The following is a 23,445-nucleotide window of genomic DNA, read 5'->3' on the forward strand; positions in this document are numbered from 1 at the left end:
AGGGGGACGTGACAGTTGAAAATCGGAACGCCAAAGGAAATCTTTGACGGCGAAAACCGTGTCGCGATGACGCCGGACTCGGCGCGTCAGCTACAGAAACTCGGCTATGAATGTGCCATCGAGAGCGGGGCCGGTCTGGCCGCGGGCTTCTCGGATGCCAGCTATGAGGAGGCCGGTGTTGAGATCGTCAAAACCGCCGCCGCTTTGTGGAAAGGCGCCGACATCATTGCCAAGGTCCGTCAGCCCAATGAAACCGAGCTGAAGCGCCTGAACAAAGAAAAGACGCTGATCTCCTTCTTCAACCCCGGTGGGAACGAAGAGGGCATGGAACTGGCCAAATCCAAAGGCGCCAATGTGATCGCCATGGAAATGGTGCCACGGATCAGCCGCGCCCAGAAAATGGATGCGCTGTCCTCCATGGCCAATATCGCCGGCTACCGCGCGGTGATCGAGGCGGGCAACAACTTTGGCCGTTTCTTCACCGGTCAGGTGACCGCTGCGGGTAAAGTGCCGCCAGCCAAAGTGCTGGTTGTGGGCGCTGGTGTGGCTGGTCTGGCCGCGATCGGCACCTCGACCTCGCTGGGCGCGATCACCTTGGCGTTTGACGTGCGTCCTGAGGTGGCCGAGCAGGTTGAATCGATGGGTGCCGAGTTCGTTTATCTGGACTTCGAAGAAGAAGGCACCGATGGCGCTGCGACCGGTGGCTATGCCTCCGTGCAGTCCGATGAGTTCCGCGAAGCGCAGCTGGCCAAGTTCCGCGAACTGGCCCCCGAAGTGGACATCGTGATCACCACCGCGCTGATCCCGAACCGCGAAGCGCCTGAGCTGTGGACCAAAGACATGGTCGAAGCGATGAAACCGGGTTCGGTCATCGTGGACCTTGCAGCGGAAAAGGGCGGCAACTGTAAGCTGACCGTCGCGGACGAGAAGATCGTGACCGAAAATGGCGTGACCATCATCGGCTACACTGACTTCCCGTCGCGGATGGCGGCGCAGGCTTCCAGCCTTTATGCCACCAACATCCGTCACATGATGGCTGACCTGACCCCTGAAAAGGACGGCCAGATCAACCACGACATGGAAGATGACGTGATCCGTGGCGCGACCGTGACCCATCAAGGTGAGATCACCTTCCCGCCGCCGCCGCCGAAAGTGCAGGCGATTGCGGCCAAGCCGAAGGAAACCGTGCCTGAGCTGACGCCGGAAGAGATCCGGGCACAGGAAGTGGCTGAGTTCAAGAAGCAGACCAAGAACCAGGTGACCCTGCTGACCGTTGGCGCGGTTCTGCTGTTGGGTGTTGGTCTGGTGGCCCCGGCCAGCTTCATGCAGCACTTCATCGTGTTTGTTCTGGCGGTGTTTGTCGGCTTCCAGGTGATCTGGAACGTTGCGCATTCGCTGCACACCCCGCTGATGGCGGTGACCAACGCGATCTCCTCGATCATCATTCTGGGCGCGCTGATGCAGATCGGCTCGGGCTCCTTCCTGGTGATCCTCCTTGCCGCGCTGTCGGTCTTCATGACCGGGATCAACATCTTTGGCGGCTTCCTCGTGACACGGCGCATGCTCGCCATGTTCCAGAAATCCTAAGGAGTAAGGACTTATGGACTTTGGTTTCACGACTGCCGCCTACGTTGTTGCGGCTGTTCTCTTCATCCTGTCGCTGGGCGGTCTGTCTGGTCAGGAAAGCGCCAAACGCGCCGTTTGGTACGGCATCGTCGGCATGGGGCTGGCGGTATTTGCAACCCTGATCGGCCCCGGCGCCGGTCTGTGGTGGGTCTCCATCCTGCTGATCCCGGCGGGTGGTATCATCGGCTACCAGCTGGCCAACCGGGTGCAGATGACCCAGATGCCGGAACTGGTGGCTGCGATGCACTCGCTGGTGGGTTTGGCCGCTGTCTTTGTGGGCTTCATCGCCCATATCGAACTGGGCCGTGTGCTGGCGATGGGCGCGGATGAGAAGAAAGCGCTGGAAGGTTTTGCCAAGCTTTTGGCCAAGAAGGACGCTGTTGAGATCGGTATCCTGCGGGTTGAGCTGTTCCTGGGTATCTTCATCGGTGCGGTGACCTTCACCGGTTCGGTGGTGGCCTATGGCAAGCTGGCGGGCAAAGTGACCTCGGCAGCAACCAAACTGCCCGGTGGCCATGTGCTGAATGCGGCGGCGGCGATCCTGTCGCTGGTGGCGCTGATCTGGTACTGCAACACCGGTGGCCTGCTGCCGCTGATCATCATGACCATCGCGTCGCTGTTCATCGGCTATCACCTGATCATGGGCATCGGCGGCGCCGACATGCCGGTGGTTGTGTCGATGCTGAACAGCTACTCGGGTTGGGCGGCTGCGGCGATTGGTTTCTCGCTTGGCAACGACCTCTTAATCGTGGTTGGTGCGCTGGTGGGCTCCTCCGGTGCGATCCTCAGCTACATCATGTGTAAGGCGATGAACCGCTCGTTCATCTCGGTTATTCTGGGCGGCTTCGGCGGCGCAGCGGGTCCGGCGATGGAAGTGGAAGGCGAACAGATCGCCATCGACGCGGACGGGGTTTCGACCGCACTGGAAGAGGCCGACAGCATCGTGATCATCCCAGGCTACGGCATGGCGGTGGCACAGGCGCAGCAGAATGTGGCGGAACTGACCCGTCGCCTGCGCGCAAAGGGCAAGAACGTGCGTTTCGCGATCCACCCTGTGGCTGGTCGTCTGCCGGGGCATATGAACGTGCTGCTGGCTGAGGCGAAAGTGCCTTACGACATCGTGCTGGAGATGGATGAGATCAACGACGACTTCCCCGAAACCGATGTGGCCATCGTGATCGGTTCGAACGACATCGTGAACCCGGCCGCGCAGGAAGATCCGAACAGCCCCATCGCGGGCATGCCGGTTCTGGAATGCTGGAAAGCCAAGCAGGTGTTTGTGTCGAAACGCGGTCAGGGCACCGGCTATTCCGGTATCGAGAACCCGCTGTTCTACAAAGAGAACACCCGCATGTTCTACGGTGACGCCAAGAAGTCGCTGGATGACCTGCTGACCCGTATCAGCTGATCCGGCTCACGCGTTGAGACTAGAAAAGCCCCGCCAATCTGGTGGGGCTTTTTCTTTGCGCCTTATTGGGTCCTGTTGACCCGTGGTCGCCTTTGACAGTCTTGCGCAAAACCTCTCCTCTGGCGGACAGAGGAGATCGGATATGGACATTCTGGAATTTGGCCGCGGCATTCTGCAGAAGCAGCCGTTCAGCGTGCTGTTGGGCGCGGAGCTGGAGAAATTTGAACAGGGCTTTGCCGAGCTGCACCTGCCGGTGCGCGATGAGCTGAAGCAGCAGCATGGCTTTGTGCATGGTGGGGCGGTCAGCTATCTGGCGGATAATGCGCTGACCTATGCCGGGGCCTCTGTTCTGGGCCAGGTGCTGACGTTGGAGATGAAGATCAACTATTCGCGCCCCGCCATTGGGGAACGCCTGATCGCCCGGGCGGAGGTAGAAAGCCATGGCAAACGGCAGGCGGTTTGTTCCTGCAAAGTCTACGCGCTGAAAGACGGGGAAGAGAAACTCTGCGCGATTGCCCAGGGCACGGTGCTGGTCACCGGTTAAGGGGGGCTGCTGCCTCAAACCTCTCGCCTGCGCGTACCGGTTGGGGCAGGGTGTTCTCAGCCGGGGACAGCGGGCAGACATAGCCATCGCTAAAGGCACACGACGGCGTATAGGCAAAGTTGAAGTCGCAGATCAGCCTGCCGTCCCGGTCGAGCCCTAGATCCGCGCCTTTGATTGCGTCAATCAGATACCGCCCACCGCCATAGCTGCCATGCCCGTTGGTTGCGTCGCGAAACGGCAGGAACAGCCCACCACCGTAGCCTTCGATCCAATAGAGGGTCAGCTCAGCGCCAAGGCGCTGCAGCCCACGGGTTCGCGCCACCGGGCGGGCCTGCATCAGACCATCCGCGCCCAGATCAAACTGCAGCGGCACAGCACCCGTCACGGGATCCAAAGACACCTCAAGTCGCAGGCTGGGATCGTAGGGGAAGACCGGAATGTCATAATGGCCGGACCGCGCCTGTTTGGGCAGCGGTGACATCGGGTGACACTGGAACATATGGCTGCGGGTTTCATGCCAGAGCGCCCAGCCCGCACGGGCGTCACGGGTGGCGCGCACCGCAGCATAAAGGTCATTGATCCGGCGCCGCCAATCGGCCAGCGCATAGGCATCGGGGCCATGGTAGGTCTGAGGGGAGCGGGCCTCGTTCATTGCAATCCTCCGTCATCCCTTAGACGTAGAGTTGTACGGGAGAAAAACAACCCTGACCCTGTGTTGCGCTGATCGCGTTCCCGGGGCATTCAGCGGCCGATTGCGTGGGGGAGTGCGGAATTGTATGCCGAAGTATTCCTTCAACACACTGAAAAATAACTTGTTTTTACATTCTGATCTGCCATCAAAGACCCACTGAGATTTGAGGGCCCCCAAGATGTCGATCACAGACCACCCGCTGCGGTACGAATTGGCCAATGAATTGCACGCCCGTCCGTTCCCCACCCTGGATGTGCCCTGCACAGCCGTTTACGTCGCCATCAAACGGCCCGAACAGGCGGTGGGACGCGACCGGCAGGCGGATCTGCAGCATCTGATTGCCCTGTTGGATCGCCATGGCGCGCCACATCCGCAGCCGGGGGCCACCCATTATTCGGGACGCATTGGCCGCCATGAGGTGAAATGGGAAAGTCACACGGAATTTGTGACCTATACCGCCTTCACCTCCACCCTGTCAGATCGCGCCTTTGACCCGGCAGATTTTGAGGTGTTCCCCAAGGATTGGCTGGCCGAAGCGCCGGGTGTCCGGGTCGCGGCCTGTCATATCCGGGTGCAGAAACGACCTGAGAGTGCGGCGGTTGATACGCTGCTCAGCGATTGGTTTGTGCCCGAAAGCCTGGCGGTCAGCCGGGTGCTGGATGATGACGCGATCCTTGCCGGCGATTTTCGGATCGATCCCGCAGGCCACACCAGGTTTGCGGTTTTTGCCAACACCGAAACAGGCACCCGGCGGGTGGGGCGCATTGTGCAGCGCCTGTGTGAGATTGAGACCTACAAAAGCATGTCGATGCTGGGCTTTGCCCGTGTGAAGCAGCTGTCAGCACCCTTGGGGGAGGTTGAAAAGACCCTGTCGCAGCTGGTGGATCAGCTGGGCGATGATACCCTGCCGGCTGAGGAAACGCTGGCGCGGTTGCTGTCAACCTCTGCCGCCTTGGAACAGATGGTCACACGCAATGCCTTTCGGTTTGGCGCGACGGGGGCCTATGAGGCGATTGTGAACCAGCGGATCTCAGTCCTGCGGGAGGAACGATTTCAGGGCCGTCAGACCTTCGCGGAGTTTATGATGCGGCGCTATGATCCGGCGATGCGGACGGTGAAATCCACCGAAGGCCGCTTGGCCGATCTGTCAGACCGGGCCATGCGTGCCGGCGAATTGCTGCGCACACGGGTGGATGTGGAACGCTCGGCGCAGAACCAGAAGGTTCTGGCCAGCATGGACAAACGTGCCGATATGCAGCTGAAATTGCAGAAAACGGTGGAGGGTCTGTCTGTGGTGGCGATCAGCTACTACGCTGTTTCGCTGGCATCCTATGGGGCCTATCCGCTGGCAAAGCTGCTCGGCCTAAGCAAGGCCGAGCTGACCGCAGCACTTACTCTGCCGGTTGTAGCGGTGGTTTGGTGGATGATCCGGCGGATCCAGAAGAAGATGCATTGATCTTCAACAGGCGGTCGGCGATCACGCCGCCCGCTGCAATTGCCAGGATCGCCAGCAACGCGGCCACCGATAGCGTTGGCACACCCGACAGACCAGCGCCCAAGGTGCAGCCCCCCGCCAGAACACCGCCCACACCCATCAGCGCTGCTCCGCTCAGGTAGCGACCGGTTTGGGCTGGGCTGTCGAAGCTCTGCCACTGGAACTCTCCGCGGATCAGGGCGGCAATCGCGGCCCCTGCCAAAACGCCACCTAGGATACCGGTGCCAAAGGTGGCGGAGATCGAAGAAGAAGCGATGGTCCAGAACAGCGTTTCCGAGGCGGGCAGGGTGAAGCTGAGGCTTTCCAGCGCCACCGGGTCAAAATCATCATAGAGCACATAGCCGGTGGTGACCCAGCCCGCCGCCGCCAGCAGGCCAATCACCGCGCCGCCGATCAGATGTGAGGGGCGGGCACCCGAGCGGGCGGCAACGGCGAGAAGGGCAAAGGCGATAAGCCCTGCCAGGATCGGTCCCGCGCCGGGGAGGGCGGCGTTTTCAAGCGGAACCGTATAGCTGCCGAGTGCTGTACGCAGCGGCGCCAGCACACCTTTCAGCGTGGCATGGGCGACAATGGCGAAAACCACCAGCACGGTCAGGGCCCGCAGGTTGCCAGAGCCACTCAGCACGGTCAGGCGGGACACACAGCCGCGGGTCAGCACCATGCCTGCGCCAAACAGCAGCCCACCAAGGGCGATGGCGGCAACAGGCAAGTCGGTGACCATGAAGCGGTGGTCGTCGAAGGAGATCAGCCCGTACATGACCGCAAATTGCGTGGTGAGGATGGCCAGCGCCAGCGCGGTCAGCCAGACACCTGCGGCCTGACGTTGATCCGGGCCGCTGACAACCGCGCGGCGGAAACAGAAGCGGGTGACCTGCGCCACAGCGCCAAACAGCACGCCAAGGATCAGACCGGCATAGACGGCCACCTCGGGTGCGGTCTTGTCTTCCAGACCGGGGATGAAGGAGAGGGTTTCCAACAGAGCTTCGTACATTTTGTCACCTCAGATGCGAACAAATGCACGAATGCCAATGTGATTGAGGGAAATCAATCTCTCTGCTTGTTGGGTTGGCGGCTGTGAGGGGAACGGTTTCCCGATCGGGCGGTTGCTGTCGGAACGCACGTTTGTGCTGCTAGCTTGGGCAAAGAAAACGGCCCGCTGCGGGGGCAGCGGGCCGTTCCAGTGTTCTTATTTGCGCCTTAGCGGCCGCGGATCCGGGGATCCAATGCGTCGCGCAGTCCGTCGCCAAGGTAGTTCACGCTTAGCACCGTCAGCGAGATGGCCAGACCCGGCCAGAACACCCGCTCAGGGTATTGCTGCAGGTAGTCGGTGGCATCAAACAGCAGACGGCCCCAGGTCGGGAAGTCCGGCGGGAAGCCAAGACCAAGGAAGGACAGCGCCGATTCCGTGATGATCGCATTGGCGATCCCCAGCGTGGCTGACACCATGATTGGCGACAGCACGTTGGGCAGGATGTGGCGGGTGATCATCTTGCCGTTTTTGGTGCCGATGGAACGGGCGGCCAGAACGAACTCACGCTCCTTCAGCGCCAGAACGTCACCGCGCACGATCCGTGCGGTCGGCATCCAGCTGGTCACACCGATAGCCAGAACGATCAGGATGAAGATCCCGGTCTCAGGTCCAAAGGCCTGGTTCAGCGTGTCGCGGAACAACAGCACCATAACCAAGAGCAGCGGCAAGAGCGGCAGCGCCAGGAACAGGTCAGTAAGACGCATCAGCGGGCCGTCGAGCTTCTTGAAGAAGCCGGCCAGCACGCCTACCAACGAACCCAGGAACAACGCCAGCAGCATCGCGGTGATGCCCACGGCAACTGAAACCTGACCGCCGGCCATCATACGCGCCAGCGTATCGCGGCCCAGCTGGTCGGTGCCCAGCGGGTGGGCAAAGCTCGGGCCCTGATTCCGGGCGCGGATGTCGATGTAGGTCGGGTCATAAGGCCAGATCCAGGGACCAACAAACACCGTCAGAACGATCACCAGGAAGATGATACCGCCCAACAAAGCCCCTTTGTGGGTTTTGAACTGCTCCCAAACGGCACGCCATTGGCTGCGCGGCGGGGCAGAGGGCATCGGATCGGACAGGGCGCCGATCGCTGCGGTTTGCTTTTCATCAGTCATAGCGAATCCTCGGGTCCAGGATGCCGTAGAGGACATCGGCAATGATGTTGAAGACCACGATCAGCAGCGCAAAGATAAAGGTCAGCGTCTGCACGGTCGGCAGGTCGTTGGCCTCAATCGCGCCGATCAGCAGATGGCCCAGACCGTTCACCTTGAACACCTGTTCGGTGATGATCGCACCCCCAAAGACCTGCGGTGCCCCCAGGGCGATCACGGTCACAACCGGGATCATCGAGTTGCGCAGGACGTGTACCAGCACCACGGCCTTTTCACCCAGGCCTTTGGCCCGTGCGGTGCGCACATAGTCCTGATTGAGGTTGTCCAGCATCGAGGCCCGCATGAAGCGGCTGATCTGTGCGGCGTTGTAAAGCGCCAGCACAAAAACCGGCATCGCCAGCTGTCGCAGCTGCCCAACGAAGCTGTCCCAATCTGTCACCTTATGGGTGGTGTCGTAGATCGAGGGGAACCAGCCAAGGTTCACCGAGAAGATCACGATCAACAGAACGCCGGTGAAGAACGTGGGCACCGAGAAGCCGATCATCGAGATGAAGGTACCAACCTGATCGAAGATCGAATACTGGCGGTAGGCCGAGTAGATCCCGATCGGCAGCGCGATCAGCACACCGATGATATAGGACATGCCCACAACCCACAGGGTCTGCGGCATACGCTGCACAACGATGTCCATAACCGGCGAACGGGTCTGCCAGCTAAGCACGCGCAGCTTGCCTTCGGCGAAGGTGGTGCCAAAGACGTGGTCAAAGAGAACCTGGGGTTCAATCCAGAAGAATTGCACCAGCCATTTGACGAAACGGATGTGCACTGGCTGGCCGAGACCCAGCGCTTCGCGCATCTTTTCCTTTACCTCTGGCGGTACGGTGAGCGGGACCTGTGCCATCGGATCGCCCGGCGCCAGCTCGAGCAATAGGAAGATGACAAGGCTGATGAACAACAGGGTTGGCACGGCCAACACCAATCGTCGAACAGTAAAAGTCAGCATATACGGAGGCCTTTGCGGCTATTCTTGTTTCTGCGCGCGGTCATACACTCTCGCGCGCTCAAGAAAAAGCCCCGGCCCGAGGTGGGCCGGGGCAATAATCACGTGGGATTACTTGATGCGGTGCCAGTCAGCGGCGTTCCACAGCTCAGAGTCCCAGGTGTTCAGCACAACACCACCCAGGGTGTTTGCGTGGGCCGATACGCGACCACGGTCAACCAGCGGGATCTTCACATAGCTGTCTTTGGTCAGCATGTCGTTCAGCTTACGACCCAGCTCACCACGTTTGGCCAGCGAACCGGTTTTGGCCAGCTCAGCAACCAGCGCGTCGAATTCTGGGTTACAGAAACGGTTGATGTTCTCACCCTGCCACTGCGATTCAGGCTTAGGTGCCTTATCACAGGTGTTCTGTGCCAGATACGACTCAGGATCGGTACCGTCGAAGTTGTTGGCGTACATTTCAGCGTCAGCGTAGAACTTCTGGAAGGTGTCAGGCGAACCCGGGTCACCACCGAAGAAGACCGATGCCGAGATGTTGCGCAGTTCGGTTTCAACACCGATTTCGCTCCACCACTGTTTGATCAGAGCCTGGAAGTCCTGACGAACGGCGTTGGTCGAGGTCTGGTACAGGATCGACAGTTTAACGCCGTCTTTGGCGCGGATGCCGTCAGCACCTTTAACCCAGCCAGCTTCGTCCAGCAGTGCGTTGGCGCCTGCGATGTCTTGGGTCAGGCAGTCGGTGTTGTCGGAAGCGTAGATCGCCGGTGCAGGCACCAGGTTACAGGTCGGGCGACCTGCTTTGCCGTAGCCGATTTCCACCAGCAGTTCGCGGTCGATGGCCATCGACAGTGCTTTACGCACGTTCAGGTCCGACAGGAACGGGTGGGGGTGGGCTGCGGTCGAACGCTCGCCTTCCGGCAGATCGGGCGACGGGTTGGTCATGTTCATTTCGATACGCTCAACCAGCGAACCGAATGCTGCAACGGTTTTACCTTTGCCGCCTTTTTCCATGTTCGCGATGACCTCAGGGGCCAGCTGCAGGTTCCAGGCGTAGTCAAATTCACCGGTTTCCAGAACGGCACGACCAGCTGCGGTTGCGTCGCCGCCACCTTTGAAGGTCAGGGTCGCGAAGGCAGGCTTGGCTGCGTCACGGTAGTTCTGGTTGGCTTCCATCGAGATCACGTCGTTCGGCTTGAACTCGGTGACAACAAACGGGCCGGTGCCGATCGGGCCAAAGTTGGCGGTGGTGCACTCAGGCGCTTTGGCGCCCATGCAGTCCGCAAACTGAGCGGCTTGAATGATCGGCGACTGACCACCCATGAACGGGCCGTACGGGTTCGGTTTGGCTTCGCCGAAGGTCACTTTCACGGTCAGGTCGTCAATAACGTCAACCGACTCAACACCTTCGAATTTCGCCAGCTGAGCACAGCCACCCTCGGGGTGCATGCAGTAGTCGGCGGTGAACTTGACGTCAGCCGAGGTCACAGCGGAACCGTCCGACCATTTCAGGCCCGACTTCAGTTTCCAGGTGATGGTTTTCAGGTCTTCAGAAACACCGCCGTTTTCCAGGGTCGGGATTTCTTCGGCCAGGTAAGGAACCAGCGCGCCGGTCGGGTCGTAACGGCCCAGCGGCTCCACGACGAGCGAGGCGGACTCGATGTCCTTGGTGCCGCTCGACAGATACGGGTTCAGGATCGAAGGCGCCTGCCAGTAGATGATGTTGACGTGGCCGTCGGAACCGCGCTCAGCGATTGCAGCCGGTGCCAGGGCGGTCGCAGCAACGGCACCTAGCATGAGAGTTTTAATTTTCATTTTCCACTCCTTGTTGGACACCCAGTTAAGTGTCTCAAGTTCCCCATACGGGGGGATTAAGACCCTTCGCCGGGCCATGATTCTATCCGCGGGTGCAACCTGATCGTCAGATTCCGGTTAATTTCGTTGGTGATTATCCCCGAAAGCCCCACGGCTGGCCGCATCTCAAACCGAATAATTCGAAAAAGCAAGGGGTAGTACGCGGGTCTTTTATCGCTCGGCACGGTAGATATACGGTATCTGCATGGGGTTAGCGGGGCATATGCAAATTTTGCATAAAGTCATGCATTTCTTGGGCGTCGCTAAAGTAGAAATGTGCCTGTTTAATCACCTAATGATATACGGATTTGACACTGGCTTTGGGCTGTCTATAGCGTCGCCTGAAACAACGATACCAAAAATGGATCAGGGGAATGCTGGATCAACCGATTGCAAAGATCGAAAACCTACGGGTTGAATTTCAGACCAAGGACGGGCCCGTCGTTGGTGTGGAAGATGTGTCATTTGACGTAAATCCGGGTGAAACCGTTTGTATCGTTGGGGAATCTGGCTCCGGTAAATCGGTTTCCAGCCTCTCCTTGATGCGTCTGGTTGAATTTGGCGGCGGCGAAATTGCTGGTGGCAGACTGCTGTTTGATCGCAAAGAAGGCGAGCAGATCAACTTGGCTGACACCGACCAGGATCTCATGCGAACGATTCGCGGCAATGAGATTGGTATGATCTTCCAGGAACCAATGACCGCGCTGAATCCGGTGTTCACCGTGGGCCGTCAGCTGACTGAAGGTCTGCGTCTGCACAAAGGTCTGTCTAAAAAAGAGGCAGAAGCCCGCGCATTGGATCTTTTGAAGCAGGTCCGCATCCCGGAACCGGAGCGCCGGCTGAAACAATACCCCCACGAACTGTCCGGCGGTATGCGTCAGCGGGTTGTGATCGCGATGGCGCTGGCCTGTGAACCGCGCCTGTTGATTGCGGATGAACCGACCACCGCGCTGGATGTGACCATTCAAGCGGAAATTCTGGCGCTGATGGATCGTCTGAAACGTGAAACCGGCACGGCCGTGATGTTCATCACCCACGACATGGCGGTTGTGGCGCAGATGGCGGACCGCGTGGTTGTGATGTTCCGCGGCAATAAGGTCGAAGAGGGCACCGTTAAGGAAATCTTTGAGAACCCGCAGCACGACTACACCAAGGCGTTGCTGGCCGCGGTTCCGAAACTGGGGGAGATGAAAGGCAAGGCTCTGCCGGAGCCGATGAAGCTTCTGGGGCGTGAGAACCAAAACCTTGACCCAATCGCCGGGACTGATGAGCCGCTGCTGGAAGTGAAGAACCTCGTCACCCGCTTCCCGGTGAAGGGCGGTTTCTTCCGCCGCACCGTGGCCAATGTGCACGCGGTTGAGGATGTGAGCTTCACCCTCAACAAAGGGCGCACCCTATCGCTGGTGGGGGAATCGGGCTGTGGTAAATCTACCGCTGGCCGGTCGATCCTGCGTCTGGTTGAACCGCAGGCGGGCCACATCAACATCGATGGCAAAGACATCATGGCGTTGGATCACAATGAACTGCGCGCCGCCCGTCTGGACATGCAGATGATCTTCCAGGATCCATTTGCCTCGCTGAACCCGCAGATGATGCTGGGCGATCAGGTGGCCGAGCCGATGCGCAACTACGGCACCCATTCCAGCGTTGAGATGCAGAAACGGGTTGAGATGCTGTTTGACCGGGTGGAACTGCCGCGCAGCTTCCTGCGTCGTTTCCCGCACGAACTGTCCGGCGGTCAGCGTCAGCGTGTGGCGATCGCCCGTGCTTTGGCGCTGAACCCCAAGCTGATCATCGCGGATGAGGCAGTATCGGCGCTGGACGTGTCGGTGCAGGCGCAGGTTTTGAACCTGATGATGGAACTGCAGGCAGAACTGGGCCTGTCCTTCCTGTTCATCAGCCACGACATGGCCGTGGTGGAACGGGTCAGCCACGATGTGGGTGTGATGTATCTGGGCCGGATCGTCGAACTGGGGCCGCGTCAGGCCGTGTTCGAAGATCCGCAGCACCCCTACACCCAGGCGCTGATGCAGGCGGTTCCCATTGCGGATCCGAACCAGCGCAAGTCTGAGCGTGAGCTTAACTTCAAACCGATCCCGTCACCGATCCACCCCGTTGGATATGAGCCGGGTCCGTCTGAGTACAAGGAAGTGAGCCCCGGCCACTTCGTGCTCACCTCGGAAAGCGGTTACTGATCAACATCTTGGCGGCCTTCGGGCCGCCAAGCCTTTGGGGGCTGGCCCTGCGGCTGATCGGCAGTGCGCCACGCGACCCCCGTAGTTTCACTTGATTGACCTTTGCCGGTCCCTGTGGTCGGTTTTGGCCTTCTGCACAGTTTGGCGTTATTGCATGTCTGCCCTGATTGACCGCTCAGCTTCCGATTTGGCACCGGCCTTCACCGGTGCCTTTGGGATGGCTGTGTCAATGCGTGGCCGGCTCCGATGCCGATATTGGTAAAGCTCTGAAAAGGATCCCCATGACCACCCTCCTGACCCCCCGTGAGATTTTGGACAAGCTGGTGTCGTTTCCGACCGTAAGCCGGGACAGCAACTTGGACCTTATCGATTGGGTTGAGGATTATCTGAACGGTCACGGGGTCACCTGCCACCGCCAGTATAATGAGGCCGGGGATAAGGCCGGGCTCTGCGCCCATGTGGGGCCTGAGGTTGATGGTGGTATCGTGCTGTCGGGTCACACCGATGTTGTGCCGGTGGACGGCCAGCCCTGGACCACCGATCCTTTCACCGTGGTGGAAAAAGACGGCAAGCTTTATGGGCGCGGCACCTGTGACATGAAAGGGTTTGATGCGCTGGCCATCTGGGCGCTGGTCGAAGCCAAACGTCAGGGCGTCGCGCGGCCGCTGCAAATTGCGCTGTCCTATGACGAAGAGGTGGGCTGCGAAGAAGTGGTGCCGCTGATTGAGGAAATGCAGAAACATCTGCCGCGCGCCTCCGCCGTGATTGTGGGGGAACCTTCGATGATGAAGGCGGTCACCGCCCATAAAGGCGGGCGCGCGTTTGACATTCATGTGCATGGGTTTGAGGTGCATTCCTCGCTGATCCACACCGGCGTCAATGCCATCATGTTTGGCGCCAAGCTGATCGAATGGGCCAATGAGATGAACGCGGCGCAGGCCGCCGGCACCCCGTCGGAAACGGCTGCGCTGTTCGTGCCGCCCTGGACCTCAACCCATGTGGGCACGATTTCCGGCGGCACAGCAGGCAACATCACGGCCAAGGACTGCACCTTCGAGATTGATTTCCGCAATGTGCCGGATGAAAACAACGACGACTGGGAGGCCCGGCTGCGCGCCGAAGTGGCCGAGGTTGAGGCCGAAATGAAAGCCATCGTTCCTGACACCTGGATCGAAGTGACCCCAACCTATGACCTGACCGGGCTGGCGCCTGAGGTTGACGGTGAAGCCGAAGCGCTGGTGCGCCGCCTGACCGGGGACAACTCGCAGAATGTGGTGAGCTACGGCACCGAGGCCGGTCATTTCCAGAATGATGGCTATTCCACCGTTGTCTGCGGCCCGGGTGACATCGCGCAGGCGCATCAACCGGATGAGTTTCTGGAAGTTGCCCAGCTGGAGGCCGGGCAGCGGTTCATGGTGAAACTGGTGCAAGAGGTGCTTGCATGACGCCATTTCCATTGGGTCTTCAGTGCCCGGTAGAACATGACGGCCCCTTGCCCGAGGCGGTGGATGTGGCCATTGTTGGCGGTGGCGTCATCGGTGTGATGAGCGCGCTGTTTCTGGCCCGCAAAGGCCTGAAGGTTGCGGTGCTGGAAAAGGGCCGGGTTGCGGCCGAACAATCCTCACGCAATTGGGGCTGGATCCGCCAGACCGGGCGCGACATGGCAGAGCTGCCCATCGCGACCGAGGCAAATCACCTCTGGACCCAGCTGCAGGGTGAGGTGGAGGAAGATCTGGGCCTAGCCCGTCTGGGTGTGGCCTATCTGGCCGAAAGTGAAAAAGAGGTCGCCAGCTATGAGGATTGGCTGAAACAGGCCAGCGCCCACGGCGTCGACAGCCGCATTTTGAACGCCGATCAGACCGCTGATCTGCTGCCCGGTGCCACAAAACGTTTTGCAGGCGCGCTGCACACACCATCCGACATGAAGGCAGAGCCCTGGGTTGCCGTGCCGATTTTTGCCCGCGCGGCCGCTAAGGCCGGTGTGGTGATCCGCGAAAACTGCGCCGTGCGTGCCTTGGATATCGCCGCGGGCAAGGTTGCTGGTGTGGTGACCGAAAAGGGCCGGATCAAGGCGGATCATGTCATGGTTTCAGGTGGTGCCTGGTCGGCGCTGTTCCTGCGCCAGCATGGTGTAAACCTGCCGCAGCTTTCGGTGCAGGCGCAGGTGATGGCCACCGAGCCCTTGCCCGCGCTTGATCTGCCGGCCGCCGGCAACAATGAGCTGGCGTTCCGTCGCCGCGCGGACGGAGGGTTTACCCTGGCCGCAGGCGGCTGGCACCGGCTGTTTATCGGCCCTGATGCCTTCCGTCATTTGGGGGCCTATATGCCGCAAATTAAGGCGCATCCTTTCGGGACAAAATACCACCCGGCCGCGCCCAAAGGCTTCCCCGATGCATGGGGCACCAAACGGCGCTGGTCGTCACAGGACGAAAGCCCGTTTGAACGCATGCGGGTGCTGAACCCGCAGCCCACCATGGGCTTGCACGAGAAAACACTGGCCGCCTTTGGGGCATTGTTCCCGCAGCTGGGCACACCGCGGATCAAGGCCGTTTGGTCCGGCATGATTGACGCGATGCCTGATGTGGTGCCGGTGGTGGATCGCGCCCCGCTTGAGGGGCTGAGCATCTGCACCGGCATGTGTGGCCATGGCTTTGGCATTGGTCCGGCCTTTGGTCGCATCATGGCCGATCTGATCACCGGGGGCGCACTGGGGCATGACCTCAGCCGCTTCCGCCTGTCGCGCTTCAGCGACGGATCAAAACTGGAATTGGGGCCGGGCCTCTAAGGCCGGGCTGAGAAGAGGGAGACCTGAAATGCCGATTAAGAACCGCGTGGCAGAACTGCACGGTGAGATCACCGAATGGCGCCACGACTTCCACCAGCATCCTGAGGTGATGTTCGATGTGCATCGCACCGCCGGTGTGGTGGCCGAAAAACTGCGGGCCTTTGGCTGCGATGAAGTGGTTGAGGGCATTGGCATCACCGGCGTTGTGGGCACCATCAAGGCCGGCACTTCGGACCGGGTGATTGCCCTGCGCGCCGATATGGATGCGCTGCCGATGGATGAGATCACCGGGCTGGACTATGCCTCCAAAACCCCGGGTGCGATGCATGCCTGCGGTCATGACGGTCACACCGCCATGCTGCTGGGTGCGGCGAAATACCTGGCCGAGACCCGCAATTTTGATGGCACCGTGGTGCTGCTGTTCCAACCCGCCGAAGAGGGCGGGGGCGGGGGCCTCAAAATGGTTGAGGACGGCTGCATGGACCGCTGGAACGTGGATGAGGTCTATGGCCTGCATAATGCCCCCGGCGTGCCTGTGGGTGAATTTGCCATCCGTCCCGGTCCGCTGATGGCCTCCGCGGATGAGTTGGAGATCGTGATTGAGGGCAAGGGTGGCCACGCCGCTGAGCCGCATCAAACCATCGACACCACCCTTGCAGCCGCCCATGTGGTGGTTGCGCTGAACTCAATCGTGTCGCGCAATGTCGATCCGGTGAAACAGGCGGTTTTGACCATCGCCACCTTCCTGACCGAAAGCGACACCCAGAACGTGATCCCGCAAACCGCCAAGCTGCGCGGCACTGTGCGCTGCTTTGAACCTGAGGTGCGTGACCTGATGGAGGCGCGGGTCAAAGCCGTGGCCGAAGCCACCGCCGCCGCCTATGGTGCAACCGCGCGGGTCGACTACATCCGCGGCTACCCGCCCACTGTCAACAGCGTCGCCGAAACCGCCCATGCGGTTGAGGCGGCACGCGCTGTTGGCACCAAGGTTGAGGCCAACACGGCCCCCATCATGCCGGCAGAAGATTTCTCCTACATGCTGGAAGCGCGCCCCGGCGCCTATATCTTCCTCGGTAATGGGGATAGCCAGGCCTGCCACCACCCCGCATATGATTTCGCAGACGAAGCCGCGCCCTATGGCACCAGCTTCTTTGCCGAATTGATCGAACGACGACTGCCGCGCGCCTGAGCGCGGCCAACACCATCTGGAAGGACGAAAGATGCCCACCAAAAACCGCTTTGCTGAACTGCAAAATGAGATCACCGAATGGCGCCGTGATCTGCACGAAAACCCTGAGATCCTGTTCGAAACCCACCGCACCAGCGCCATTGTGGCCGACAAGCTGAAAGAATTCGGCTGCGATGAGATCGTCACCGGCATCGGCCGCACCGGCGTTGTTGGCGTGATCAAAGGCAACAAGACCGGCTCGGGCAAGGTCATTGGCCTGCGCGCCGACATGGACGCGCTTCCGATCCACGAACAGACCGGTCTGGACTATGCCTCGAAAACCCCCGGTGCGATGCATGCCTGTGGTCACGATGGTCACACCGCCATGCTGCTGGGGGCTGCGAAATACCTCAGCGAAACCCGCAACTTCGACGGCACTGTTGTGGTGATCTTCCAGCCCGCCGAAGAAGGCGGCGGCGGCGGTCGTGAAATGTGCGAAGACGGCATGATGGATCGCTGGGGCATTCAGGAAGTCTACGGCATGCACAACTGGCCGGGCCGCCCGCTGGGCAGCTTCGCCATCCGTCCGGGCGCCTTCTTTGCCGCCACCGACACCTATGAGATCGTCTTTGAAGGCCGCGGTGGCCATGCCGCCAAGCCGCAGGAAGTGATCGACACCAATGTGATGACCGCCACGGCCGTGACCACGCTGCAGTCGATCGCCTCGCGCAATGCGGATCCGGTGGATCAGATCGTTGTGTCGGTGACCTCGATGGAAAGCTCCTCCAAGGCGTTCAACGTGATCCCGCAGCGCGTCACCATTCGCGGCACCGTGCGCACCATGTCCAAAGAGATGCGTGATCTGGCCGAAAAGCGGATCAATGAGATCTGCAACGGCGTTGCGGCCACCTTTGGCGGCACCGCGGATGTGAACTACATGCGCGGCTATCCGGTGATGGTGAACCACGATGAGCAGACCCAGTTTGCCGCCGATGTTGCCAAATCGATCACCGGCCAGTGCGACGAAGCCCCGCTGGTCATGGGCGGCGAAGACTTTGCCTTCATGCTGGAAGAGCGCCCCGGCGCCTATATTCTGGTCGGCAACGGCGACACCGCCGCTGTGCACCACCCGGAATATAACTTCAACGACGAAGCCATCCCCTCCGGCTGCAGCTGGTGGGCCGAGATCGTCGAACAGCGCATGCCCGCCGCCTAATACGCCGGGTGCGTGATGAGATGAGAAAGCCGGGCAGGGGAACCTGTCCGGCTTTTTTGCGGCTGGTGAGGGGCTTTGGGCCGTTTTACCGGGGGGCGCCAATAAGACCCTCCTCCGTTTTGTTCGAGAGTCCTTTAGCGGACGAAGAATGAATTCGCTGCGGCTGCGCCAATGTCGGCTTTACGAAACGCATTTTGTAAAGACTGGTGCCACGCTGCCAACATGCGTAAAATGTACGAGGATGCAGTAATTTCCCAAATCCACAGCTAGACACATCAATATTTTGACCAAGATGATGATTGACCATGTTCAAAGTACTTCATGCAGACCTGCATATTGGCGACACGGACCTAGCGAGGGGAGGTGATCCTCCTATGGGGTGCGCCGAGGGTGAATTTCAACCAACTGACGGCTTTGCGACGTTCCAATCATCTGTGCTGCCGCAATTACAAGATGAACAGGATTACAAAATCTGGAATGGTTTGATCTTGAAGACGGAAGATGGGCGCCAAATTAGATGTGTCGATGTTACTTTGCATCTCGTTGAATTCGGTGACAATGGCACCGAAGCATTCGTGGATGCTCTTGGAGTGAGCGAACCGTCCTACGAAACGCTATTCCCGCAGCACGTTGAAGCCTACGAAAATCAATTCAAAGCATAGTGACTGAGGTGATTCAGCAGAGGCCACTTGATCCATTTTTGGGGCTAGCCTTGAAAACACGGACGTTTGTGCGACCTGCAGCATCTTACACCAAGGGCTCAATGCAGTCCTCAGTGTTACCGCATTTCCCCCAAGATGTGCTTGCAGTCCGTTGTTCCTCGCAAAACCTCGCCAACGAATGAGCCCATGGGGTCTTACCCCGCCAGCAGGTCCCGGTAGATCTTGATCAGCGCGTCGGCTTCTTGGTGCAGTTGGAACTGGTCCAGCACCCTTTGGCGGGCATTCTCAGACCATGTGGTCAGGCGGGTGGGGTCCGAAAGGATCGCTTGTGTCGCGGCGATCATTTGGTCCAGATCGCCGGGGTCAACCAGCGTGCCGGTTTCGCCTTCGGCGATCAGCTCTTCAAAGGCGCCGACGCGGGTTGCGATGGAGGGGGCGCCGCAGGCCATGGCCTCCAGCGGGGTGAGGCCGAAGCCTTCCCAGCGTTGCGGCGCAATGTAGAGGTCCAGCACCTGATAGTATTTCGCCATTTCCCAGACCGGCACCTCGGGCAGGAACAGAATCCGATCGCTAAGACCGGCGGCGGCAACCTTGTCTTTCAGGCCCTGTTCGAAATCCTTGTGCTGATCGGTGGCGCGGCCCATCACCAGACCGTAGGCCTCTGGGTGATTGGGCAGGGTGGCGATCATCGCATCGACAAAGACATCGGTGCCTTTCTGGGCGCGAATACGGCCGTAGCAGCCGATGAGTGTGCCGGTTTCTGGCAGGTTCAGTTCCGCGCGCAGGGCAGATTTATCCGCAGTGGGGCTGAATTGGTCAGCGTCAATGCCATGGTGGATGACGGTGGCGGGGCGGTCCAGATAGGCGGCGGTTTTGGCCGAGGTGGCGACAACCGCATCCATCTGTGTGATCAGCCATTTGGTCAGCCCGGTGTGGTGACGCTGCGAGGCGGAGGTGAACATCAGCTTCAGCTCTTTGCGCAGGATATGTTTCAGCGCCAGACCACCCAGCATCTCGATGTTGCGCCGGGCGTGCCAGACCCGGGCGCCAGAAGGCCCTTTGCGTGACATGGTCAGCAGCGCGGACAGCGGCACATGTGGCACGTGATCGGGCATCACAGGCCCCACGGCGGCAATGGGCAGGGTTTCGGCCTGCAGGGGCACCAGACGGATCACCGTAGACGTCACACCGGACAGGCGGCGTTTGAAATTGGGGGCCAGCACATCCAGCGTCGCGGTTTTTGGCTGTGGCATCCGGGTATCCTTGCGCATCAGTTCAGGCGTTGTGGCCCCAAGTTACTGCAGCCCACGTCTCTTCGGCCCTGTCTAGCCGTCTTTCAGCAGTGCGGAAAGCTCTGAAATCATCTGATCCAACCCCTGCATCTGGCCACGGGCAAAACCCTGCGCGGCGGCGCTTTCGGCGGCGCGGTGATCGGAATCGTTCAGCAGAATGGTGAGGGCCTGTACCAGCTCAGCACTGTCGGACACTTCGACCGATCCGCCTGCCTTGGCAAACTCGGCGTAGCTTTCCGCGAAATTGGCAAACAGGGGACCGTGCAGCACCACCGCGCCGGCATGGGCCGGCTCAAACGGGTTATGGCCGCCCACCGGCGTCAGGGACCCGCCCAGAAACACCAGCGGCGACAGGCTGTAAAACAGACCCATCTCCCCCAAGGTATCGGCCAGATAGACCTGCGCGGTGGGCGCATCACCGCGGCTGCGCAGGCTGTGGCGCAGCCCGGCATTGGCGATCATCTGTTCAATCTCAGGGGCGCGTTCCGGGTGACGTGGCACCAGCACCAGCAACAGGTCCGGGTGGTCGTTCAACAACGCTTTATGCGCTTCCAGCACCGCCAGTTCCTCACCCGGATGGGTCGAGGCGGCGATCCAGATCGGGCGTGCGCCGATATGCTTTTGCAGCTGGCTCAGCGCTTCGGTCGGGACCGGCAGCGGGCCTGCGGCGGACTTCAGGTTCTGCCCTTTGGCGCAGCGCGATGGCTCTGCACCCAGCGTCAGCAACCCGTCCAGCGTGGCCTGATCCTGGGTGCGGATCAGCGCGAAGCGATCCAGCAGCATTTTGGCAGAGGCGGGGAATTTCCCCCAATTGCGCAACGATCCTTTCGACATGCGGGCGTTCAGCAGGGCCAGAGGCGCCACAGCCCCGGCACGCATGATCATCTGCGGCCACAGCTCACTTTCGACAAAGGCGACCAAATCCGGGGTCCAATGGTCCAAGAACCGGCGCAGGGCGCCTGTACTGTCCAGCGGGGCAAACTGGTGATGGCAGCGCGCGGGCAGGCGCTTGGCCACGATCTCGGCCGAGGTGGCCGTGCCAGAGGTTAGTAGGAACTGCAGCTCGGGGTGGCGCGCACCCATTGCCTCAATCAGGGTCAGCGCCGACAGGCTCTCCCCGACGGAGGCCGCATGACACCACATCAGCTGGCCCGCCGGGCGGGGCAGCGTGGCATGGCCCAAACGCTCGCGCAGACGATCCGGGGCGACACCCGCCGCCGCCAGTTTTTTCGCCACTTTACGATAGGCCAAAGGCGCCGCCAGATTGGCGACGCCAGAGTAAATGCGATAGGTCAGGGTGGGCCCGGCGAGGGGGCCCCGATCTGCGGGCATGGTCCGTCCTTAGCCGCCGGTGTGGCTCATGTGGCGCGACATCTTTCCGCCCACTTCCTGACGGGAATAGTCAAAGTCGTGGCCCTTGGGTTTCAGACCGATTGCAGCGCGGATCGCCTCATAGAGTGGCTCTTCGTGGTCGGGGTTGTTGCGCAGGGCAGGGCGCAGGTCTTGCCAGCCCTCCTGACCCAGACAGGTGTAGATCTCACCGGTGCAGGTCAGCCGCACGCGGTTGCAGCTTTCGCAGAAATTATGGGTCATCGGGGTGATCAGCCCCACCTTCTGGCCGGTTTCCTCCAGACGGATGTAGCGCGCCGGGCCGCCGGAACGTTCGGCCAGATCGGTGATCTGATATCGTTCACCCAGCTGGGCGCGCAGATCGGTCAGCGGCCAATATTGGTCCAGACGATCCTCATTGCCGATATCGCCCATCGGCATCACCTCAATGAAGGTGATATCCATGTCACGCTCATTGCACCATTCGACCATGTCGAACAGTTCAACATCGTTGAAGCCCTTAAGGGCCACCGCGTTGATCTTGACCCGCATCCCGGCCTTTTGGGCGGCATCGATGCCTTTGATCACCTGCGGCAGACGGCCCCAACGGGTGATGTCCGCGAATTTCTGATCATCCAGCGTATCAAGTGAGATGTTCACCCGGCGCACGCCAGCGGCATAGAGGTCATCGGCAAAGCGCGCCAGCTGTGATCCGTTGGTCGTCAGCGTCAGCTCTTTCAGCGCGCCGCTGTCCAGATGGCGCGACATGGCGTCAAAAAATGTCATGATGCCCCGGCGCACCAGAGGTTCACCACCGGTGATGCGCAGCTTTTCAACGCCAAGGTTGATAAAGGCCGAACACATCCGGTCCAGCTCTTCCAGCGTCAGCAATTCCTTTTTCGGCAGGAACTTCATGTCTTCGGACATGCAATAGACGCAGCGGAAATCGCAGCGGTCGGTCACCGAAATGCGCAGGTATGTGATCGCACGCGCAAAGGGATCGATCAGTGGGGGCAGGGTCTTGATGCTCATGGACAAGAACCTATGCCGCCGCCCCCGGCGCGGCAAGGGTAAGATTGTCCGATTTCGTGTCCGTGCTTTGTTGATTGGGGGTCAGAATGGGCGTAGCCTTGGGGCATGAAACAGATTGCCTTGATCCTTTTGCCCGCCTTTGTCCTCAGCGCCTGTTCCGATCTGCCGCTGATGGAAAACCTCACTGATCGTCCCTGGCTGCGTGAAGCGCCGGGCAGCAATACGCAAACCGCGCAGTCGCTGCCGGATACGGGCGATATTGAGGTGGCTGCATTGCCGGATCCTGATCCTGAGGCCGCGCGCCCGGAACCGGCGGCCAGCGGTCTGTTGGGCACCACCGTTGCCTCACTCGGGGATGCCACCCGCGAAGGCTTCTGGATGGAAACCCCGCTGGTGGACACCGCAACCAAAGGCAAAGTGCGCTACCCCAAAACCGGCCGGGAGGTGAAGGTGGACCTGATCCCACGGGCGGGTGCAGTCTCAGCGGGCTCGTCGCTGTCCCTGGGGGCGATGCGTCTTCTGGATGTGCCGCTGACCGGATTGGCTGAGGTTGAGGTGTTCCAGCTCTAGGGCTGTTTTACCTGTCGGAGGGGCTGATGCTGACGACTGTGGCCTATGCCTACGCTATGATCTGCTGCTGCGTGATCGGGTTTCAGATCGCACTGATCGCCGGTGCGCCCTGGGGTCGTATCACGCAGGGCGGGCAGGTCGATGGCCCGCTGCCGCGCCGGGGGCGGATCCTTGCCGCGGTTTCGATCTGTATCTTGGCCTTTATGGCCCTTTCGGTTCTCTCAATCGCCGGGTTGGTCGTGGACTGGCCGAAATGGACGATCTGGGTGGCGCTGGCGGTGCAGGCGCTGTCTGCATTGGCCAATTGGATCACCCCGTCTGCACCGGAACGTCGCCTGTGGGGGCCGATCACAACGGTGATGCTGCTCTGTGCGGGCTATGTGGCCCTGAGCGCCTGAACGCAGGTCGTCAGAGGTAACAAAAGCAAAAGCCCCGCCGGATTGGCGGG

The 23,445-nt window shown here is 60.4% G+C and carries 20 protein-coding genes; 12 read left to right on the plus strand and 8 right to left on the minus strand.

Features of this window, described 5'->3' with window-relative positions; all coding sequences use genetic code 11:
* Positions 1 to 15: 15 nt before the first annotated feature.
* From TL5118_RS03210 to TL5118_RS03220, 3 genes are all read left to right on the plus strand, one after another.
* A complete protein-coding gene (locus TL5118_RS03210) occupies positions 16 to 1,587 on the plus strand; it encodes a Re/Si-specific NAD(P)(+) transhydrogenase subunit alpha (protein ID WP_058243897.1) in 1,572 nt (523 codons plus the stop codon).
* 13 nt (positions 1,588 to 1,600) lie between these two features.
* Positions 1,601 to 3,034, plus strand: coding sequence for an NAD(P)(+) transhydrogenase (Re/Si-specific) subunit beta (locus TL5118_RS03215; RefSeq protein ID WP_058243898.1), 1,434 nt, complete (start codon positions 1,601 to 1,603; stop codon positions 3,032 to 3,034).
* Positions 3,035 to 3,176: 142 nt separating this feature from the next.
* Positions 3,177 to 3,578 (plus strand): PaaI family thioesterase, encoded by a 402-nt coding sequence (locus TL5118_RS03220; RefSeq protein WP_058243899.1) that lies wholly within the window; start codon positions 3,177 to 3,179, stop codon positions 3,576 to 3,578.
* Here TL5118_RS03220 and TL5118_RS03225 read toward each other — a convergent pair.
* Positions 3,568 to 4,230 carry a DUF1684 domain-containing protein gene (locus tag TL5118_RS03225; RefSeq protein ID WP_058243900.1) on the minus strand — a complete coding sequence of 221 codons (663 nt, stop codon included), beginning with the start codon at positions 4,228 to 4,230 and terminating at the stop codon, positions 3,568 to 3,570. The two genes, TL5118_RS03220 and TL5118_RS03225, sit on opposite strands and share 11 nt — an antisense overlap.
* A 217-nt stretch (positions 4,231 to 4,447) precedes the next feature.
* On the opposite strand from TL5118_RS03225, the gene TL5118_RS03230 reads away from it, so the two are divergent.
* Positions 4,448 to 5,725, plus strand: a complete 1,278-nt coding sequence (locus tag TL5118_RS03230) for a DUF3422 family protein (protein WP_058243901.1) — start codon at positions 4,448 to 4,450, stop codon at positions 5,723 to 5,725.
* On the opposite strand, the gene TL5118_RS03235 is transcribed toward TL5118_RS03230, so the two are convergent.
* The 4 genes from TL5118_RS03235 to TL5118_RS03250 form a co-directional block, all read right to left on the minus strand.
* A complete protein-coding gene (locus TL5118_RS03235; RefSeq protein WP_106404170.1) occupies positions 5,661 to 6,755 on the minus strand; it encodes a YeeE/YedE family protein in 1,095 nt (364 codons plus the stop codon). The two genes, TL5118_RS03230 and TL5118_RS03235, sit on opposite strands and share 65 nt — an antisense overlap.
* A 206-nt stretch (positions 6,756 to 6,961) precedes the next feature.
* Entirely contained in the window at positions 6,962 to 7,900 is a 939-nt protein-coding gene (locus TL5118_RS03240) for an ABC transporter permease (RefSeq protein WP_058243902.1), read from the minus strand.
* Positions 7,893 to 8,900 (minus strand): ABC transporter permease, encoded by a 1,008-nt coding sequence (locus TL5118_RS03245; protein ID WP_058243903.1) that lies wholly within the window; start codon positions 8,898 to 8,900, stop codon positions 7,893 to 7,895. The genes TL5118_RS03240 and TL5118_RS03245 overlap by 8 nt, the downstream gene beginning before the upstream one ends.
* 108 nt (positions 8,901 to 9,008) lie before the next feature.
* Positions 9,009 to 10,709, minus strand: coding sequence for a peptide ABC transporter substrate-binding protein (locus tag TL5118_RS03250; protein ID WP_058243904.1), 1,701 nt, complete (start codon positions 10,707 to 10,709; stop codon positions 9,009 to 9,011).
* Positions 10,710 to 11,122: 413 nt separating this feature from the next.
* Between TL5118_RS03250 and TL5118_RS03255 the strand changes: the two genes are divergently transcribed.
* The 6 genes from TL5118_RS03255 (at position 11,123) to TL5118_RS03280 (ending at position 18,774) form a co-directional block, all read left to right on the plus strand.
* Complete coding sequence (locus TL5118_RS03255) at positions 11,123 to 12,943, plus strand: ABC transporter ATP-binding protein (RefSeq protein WP_058260744.1); 1,821 nt, start codon at positions 11,123 to 11,125, stop codon at positions 12,941 to 12,943.
* Between the two features lie 281 nt (positions 12,944 to 13,224).
* Positions 13,225 to 14,388 (plus strand): acetylornithine deacetylase, encoded by a 1,164-nt coding sequence (gene argE, locus TL5118_RS03260; protein ID WP_058243905.1) that lies wholly within the window; start codon positions 13,225 to 13,227, stop codon positions 14,386 to 14,388.
* On the plus strand, positions 14,385 to 15,728 hold the full coding sequence (locus tag TL5118_RS03265; protein ID WP_058243906.1) for an NAD(P)/FAD-dependent oxidoreductase: 1,344 nt from the start codon (positions 14,385 to 14,387) through the stop codon (positions 15,726 to 15,728). The genes argE and TL5118_RS03265 overlap by 4 nt, the downstream gene beginning before the upstream one ends.
* Before the next feature lie 28 nt (positions 15,729 to 15,756).
* Positions 15,757 to 16,917 (plus strand): M20 aminoacylase family protein, encoded by a 1,161-nt coding sequence (locus tag TL5118_RS03270; protein ID WP_058243907.1) that lies wholly within the window; start codon positions 15,757 to 15,759, stop codon positions 16,915 to 16,917.
* Between the two features lie 31 nt (positions 16,918 to 16,948).
* On the plus strand, positions 16,949 to 18,112 hold the full coding sequence (locus TL5118_RS03275) for a M20 aminoacylase family protein (protein ID WP_058243908.1): 1,164 nt from the start codon (positions 16,949 to 16,951) through the stop codon (positions 18,110 to 18,112).
* A 305-nt stretch (positions 18,113 to 18,417) separates the two neighbouring features.
* Positions 18,418 to 18,774: a hypothetical protein gene (locus TL5118_RS03280; RefSeq protein ID WP_058243909.1), complete on the plus strand. Its 357-nt coding sequence runs from the start codon at positions 18,418 to 18,420 to the stop codon at positions 18,772 to 18,774.
* Positions 18,775 to 18,968: 194 nt separating this feature from the next.
* Here the strand turns inward: TL5118_RS03280 and TL5118_RS03285 are convergent, their stop codons facing one another.
* The 3 genes from TL5118_RS03285 to moaA all read right to left on the minus strand — a co-directional run bounded on the left by TL5118_RS03285 (position 18,969) and on the right by moaA (position 22,427).
* Entirely contained in the window at positions 18,969 to 20,027 is a 1,059-nt protein-coding gene (locus TL5118_RS03285; RefSeq protein WP_058243910.1) for a glycosyltransferase family 4 protein, read from the minus strand.
* A 72-nt stretch (positions 20,028 to 20,099) separates the two neighbouring features.
* A complete protein-coding gene (locus TL5118_RS03290; RefSeq protein ID WP_058243911.1) occupies positions 20,100 to 21,398 on the minus strand; it encodes a 3-deoxy-D-manno-octulosonic acid transferase in 1,299 nt (432 codons plus the stop codon).
* Positions 21,399 to 21,407: 9 nt separating this feature from the next.
* Positions 21,408 to 22,427, minus strand: coding sequence for a GTP 3',8-cyclase MoaA (gene moaA, locus TL5118_RS03295; protein WP_058243912.1), 1,020 nt, complete (start codon positions 22,425 to 22,427; stop codon positions 21,408 to 21,410).
* Positions 22,428 to 22,532: 105 nt separating this feature from the next.
* Here moaA and TL5118_RS03300 point away from each other — a divergent pair, with 105 nt between their 5' ends.
* Positions 22,533 to 22,997 carry a hypothetical protein gene (locus tag TL5118_RS03300; RefSeq protein WP_058243913.1) on the plus strand — a complete coding sequence of 155 codons (465 nt, stop codon included), beginning with the start codon at positions 22,533 to 22,535 and terminating at the stop codon, positions 22,995 to 22,997.
* 26 nt (positions 22,998 to 23,023) lie between these two features.
* Positions 23,024 to 23,395, plus strand: a complete 372-nt coding sequence (locus TL5118_RS03305) for a hypothetical protein (RefSeq protein ID WP_058243914.1) — start codon at positions 23,024 to 23,026, stop codon at positions 23,393 to 23,395.
* The last annotated feature ends 50 nt before the right edge of the window (positions 23,396 to 23,445 follow it).

Origin of the sequence: Thalassovita autumnalis, assembly GCF_001458255.1 — a bacterium.
In the GTDB taxonomy this organism is placed as follows: domain Bacteria; phylum Pseudomonadota; class Alphaproteobacteria; order Rhodobacterales; family Rhodobacteraceae; genus Thalassobius; species Thalassobius autumnalis.

Bases quoted from the DNA above. Each gene is read 5' to 3' on its own strand.
- TL5118_RS03245 (WP_058243903.1), bottom strand. From the start codon at position 8,900: ATGCTGACTTTTACTGTTCGACGATTGGTGTTGGCCGTGCCAACCCTG.
- TL5118_RS03215 (WP_058243898.1), top strand. From the start codon at position 1,601: ATGGACTTTGGTTTCACGACTGCCGCCTACGTTGTTGCGGCTGTTCTC.
- TL5118_RS03290 (WP_058243911.1), bottom strand. From the start codon at position 21,398: ATGCCCGCAGATCGGGGCCCCCTCGCCGGGCCCACCCTGACCTATCGC.
- TL5118_RS03235 (WP_106404170.1), bottom strand. From the start codon at position 6,755: ATGTACGAAGCTCTGTTGGAAACCCTCTCCTTCATCCCCGGTCTGGAA.
- TL5118_RS03285 (WP_058243910.1), bottom strand. From the start codon at position 20,027: ATGCCACAGCCAAAAACCGCGACGCTGGATGTGCTGGCCCCCAATTTC.
- TL5118_RS03255 (WP_058260744.1), top strand. From the start codon at position 11,123: ATGCTGGATCAACCGATTGCAAAGATCGAAAACCTACGGGTTGAATTT.
- TL5118_RS03240 (WP_058243902.1), bottom strand. From the start codon at position 7,900: ATGACTGATGAAAAGCAAACCGCAGCGATCGGCGCCCTGTCCGATCCG.
- TL5118_RS03230 (WP_058243901.1), top strand. From the start codon at position 4,448: ATGTCGATCACAGACCACCCGCTGCGGTACGAATTGGCCAATGAATTG.
- TL5118_RS03280 (WP_058243909.1), top strand. From the start codon at position 18,418: ATGTTCAAAGTACTTCATGCAGACCTGCATATTGGCGACACGGACCTA.
- TL5118_RS03220 (WP_058243899.1), top strand. From the start codon at position 3,177: ATGGACATTCTGGAATTTGGCCGCGGCATTCTGCAGAAGCAGCCGTTC.
- TL5118_RS03305 (WP_058243914.1), top strand. From the start codon at position 23,024: ATGCTGACGACTGTGGCCTATGCCTACGCTATGATCTGCTGCTGCGTG.
- TL5118_RS03265 (WP_058243906.1), top strand. From the start codon at position 14,385: ATGACGCCATTTCCATTGGGTCTTCAGTGCCCGGTAGAACATGACGGC.
- argE (WP_058243905.1), top strand. From the start codon at position 13,225: ATGACCACCCTCCTGACCCCCCGTGAGATTTTGGACAAGCTGGTGTCG.
- TL5118_RS03275 (WP_058243908.1), top strand. From the start codon at position 16,949: ATGCCCACCAAAAACCGCTTTGCTGAACTGCAAAATGAGATCACCGAA.
- TL5118_RS03300 (WP_058243913.1), top strand. From the start codon at position 22,533: ATGAAACAGATTGCCTTGATCCTTTTGCCCGCCTTTGTCCTCAGCGCC.
- TL5118_RS03250 (WP_058243904.1), bottom strand. From the start codon at position 10,709: ATGAAAATTAAAACTCTCATGCTAGGTGCCGTTGCTGCGACCGCCCTG.
- TL5118_RS03270 (WP_058243907.1), top strand. From the start codon at position 15,757: ATGCCGATTAAGAACCGCGTGGCAGAACTGCACGGTGAGATCACCGAA.
- TL5118_RS03225 (WP_058243900.1), bottom strand. From the start codon at position 4,230: ATGAACGAGGCCCGCTCCCCTCAGACCTACCATGGCCCCGATGCCTAT.
- moaA (WP_058243912.1), bottom strand. From the start codon at position 22,427: ATGAGCATCAAGACCCTGCCCCCACTGATCGATCCCTTTGCGCGTGCG.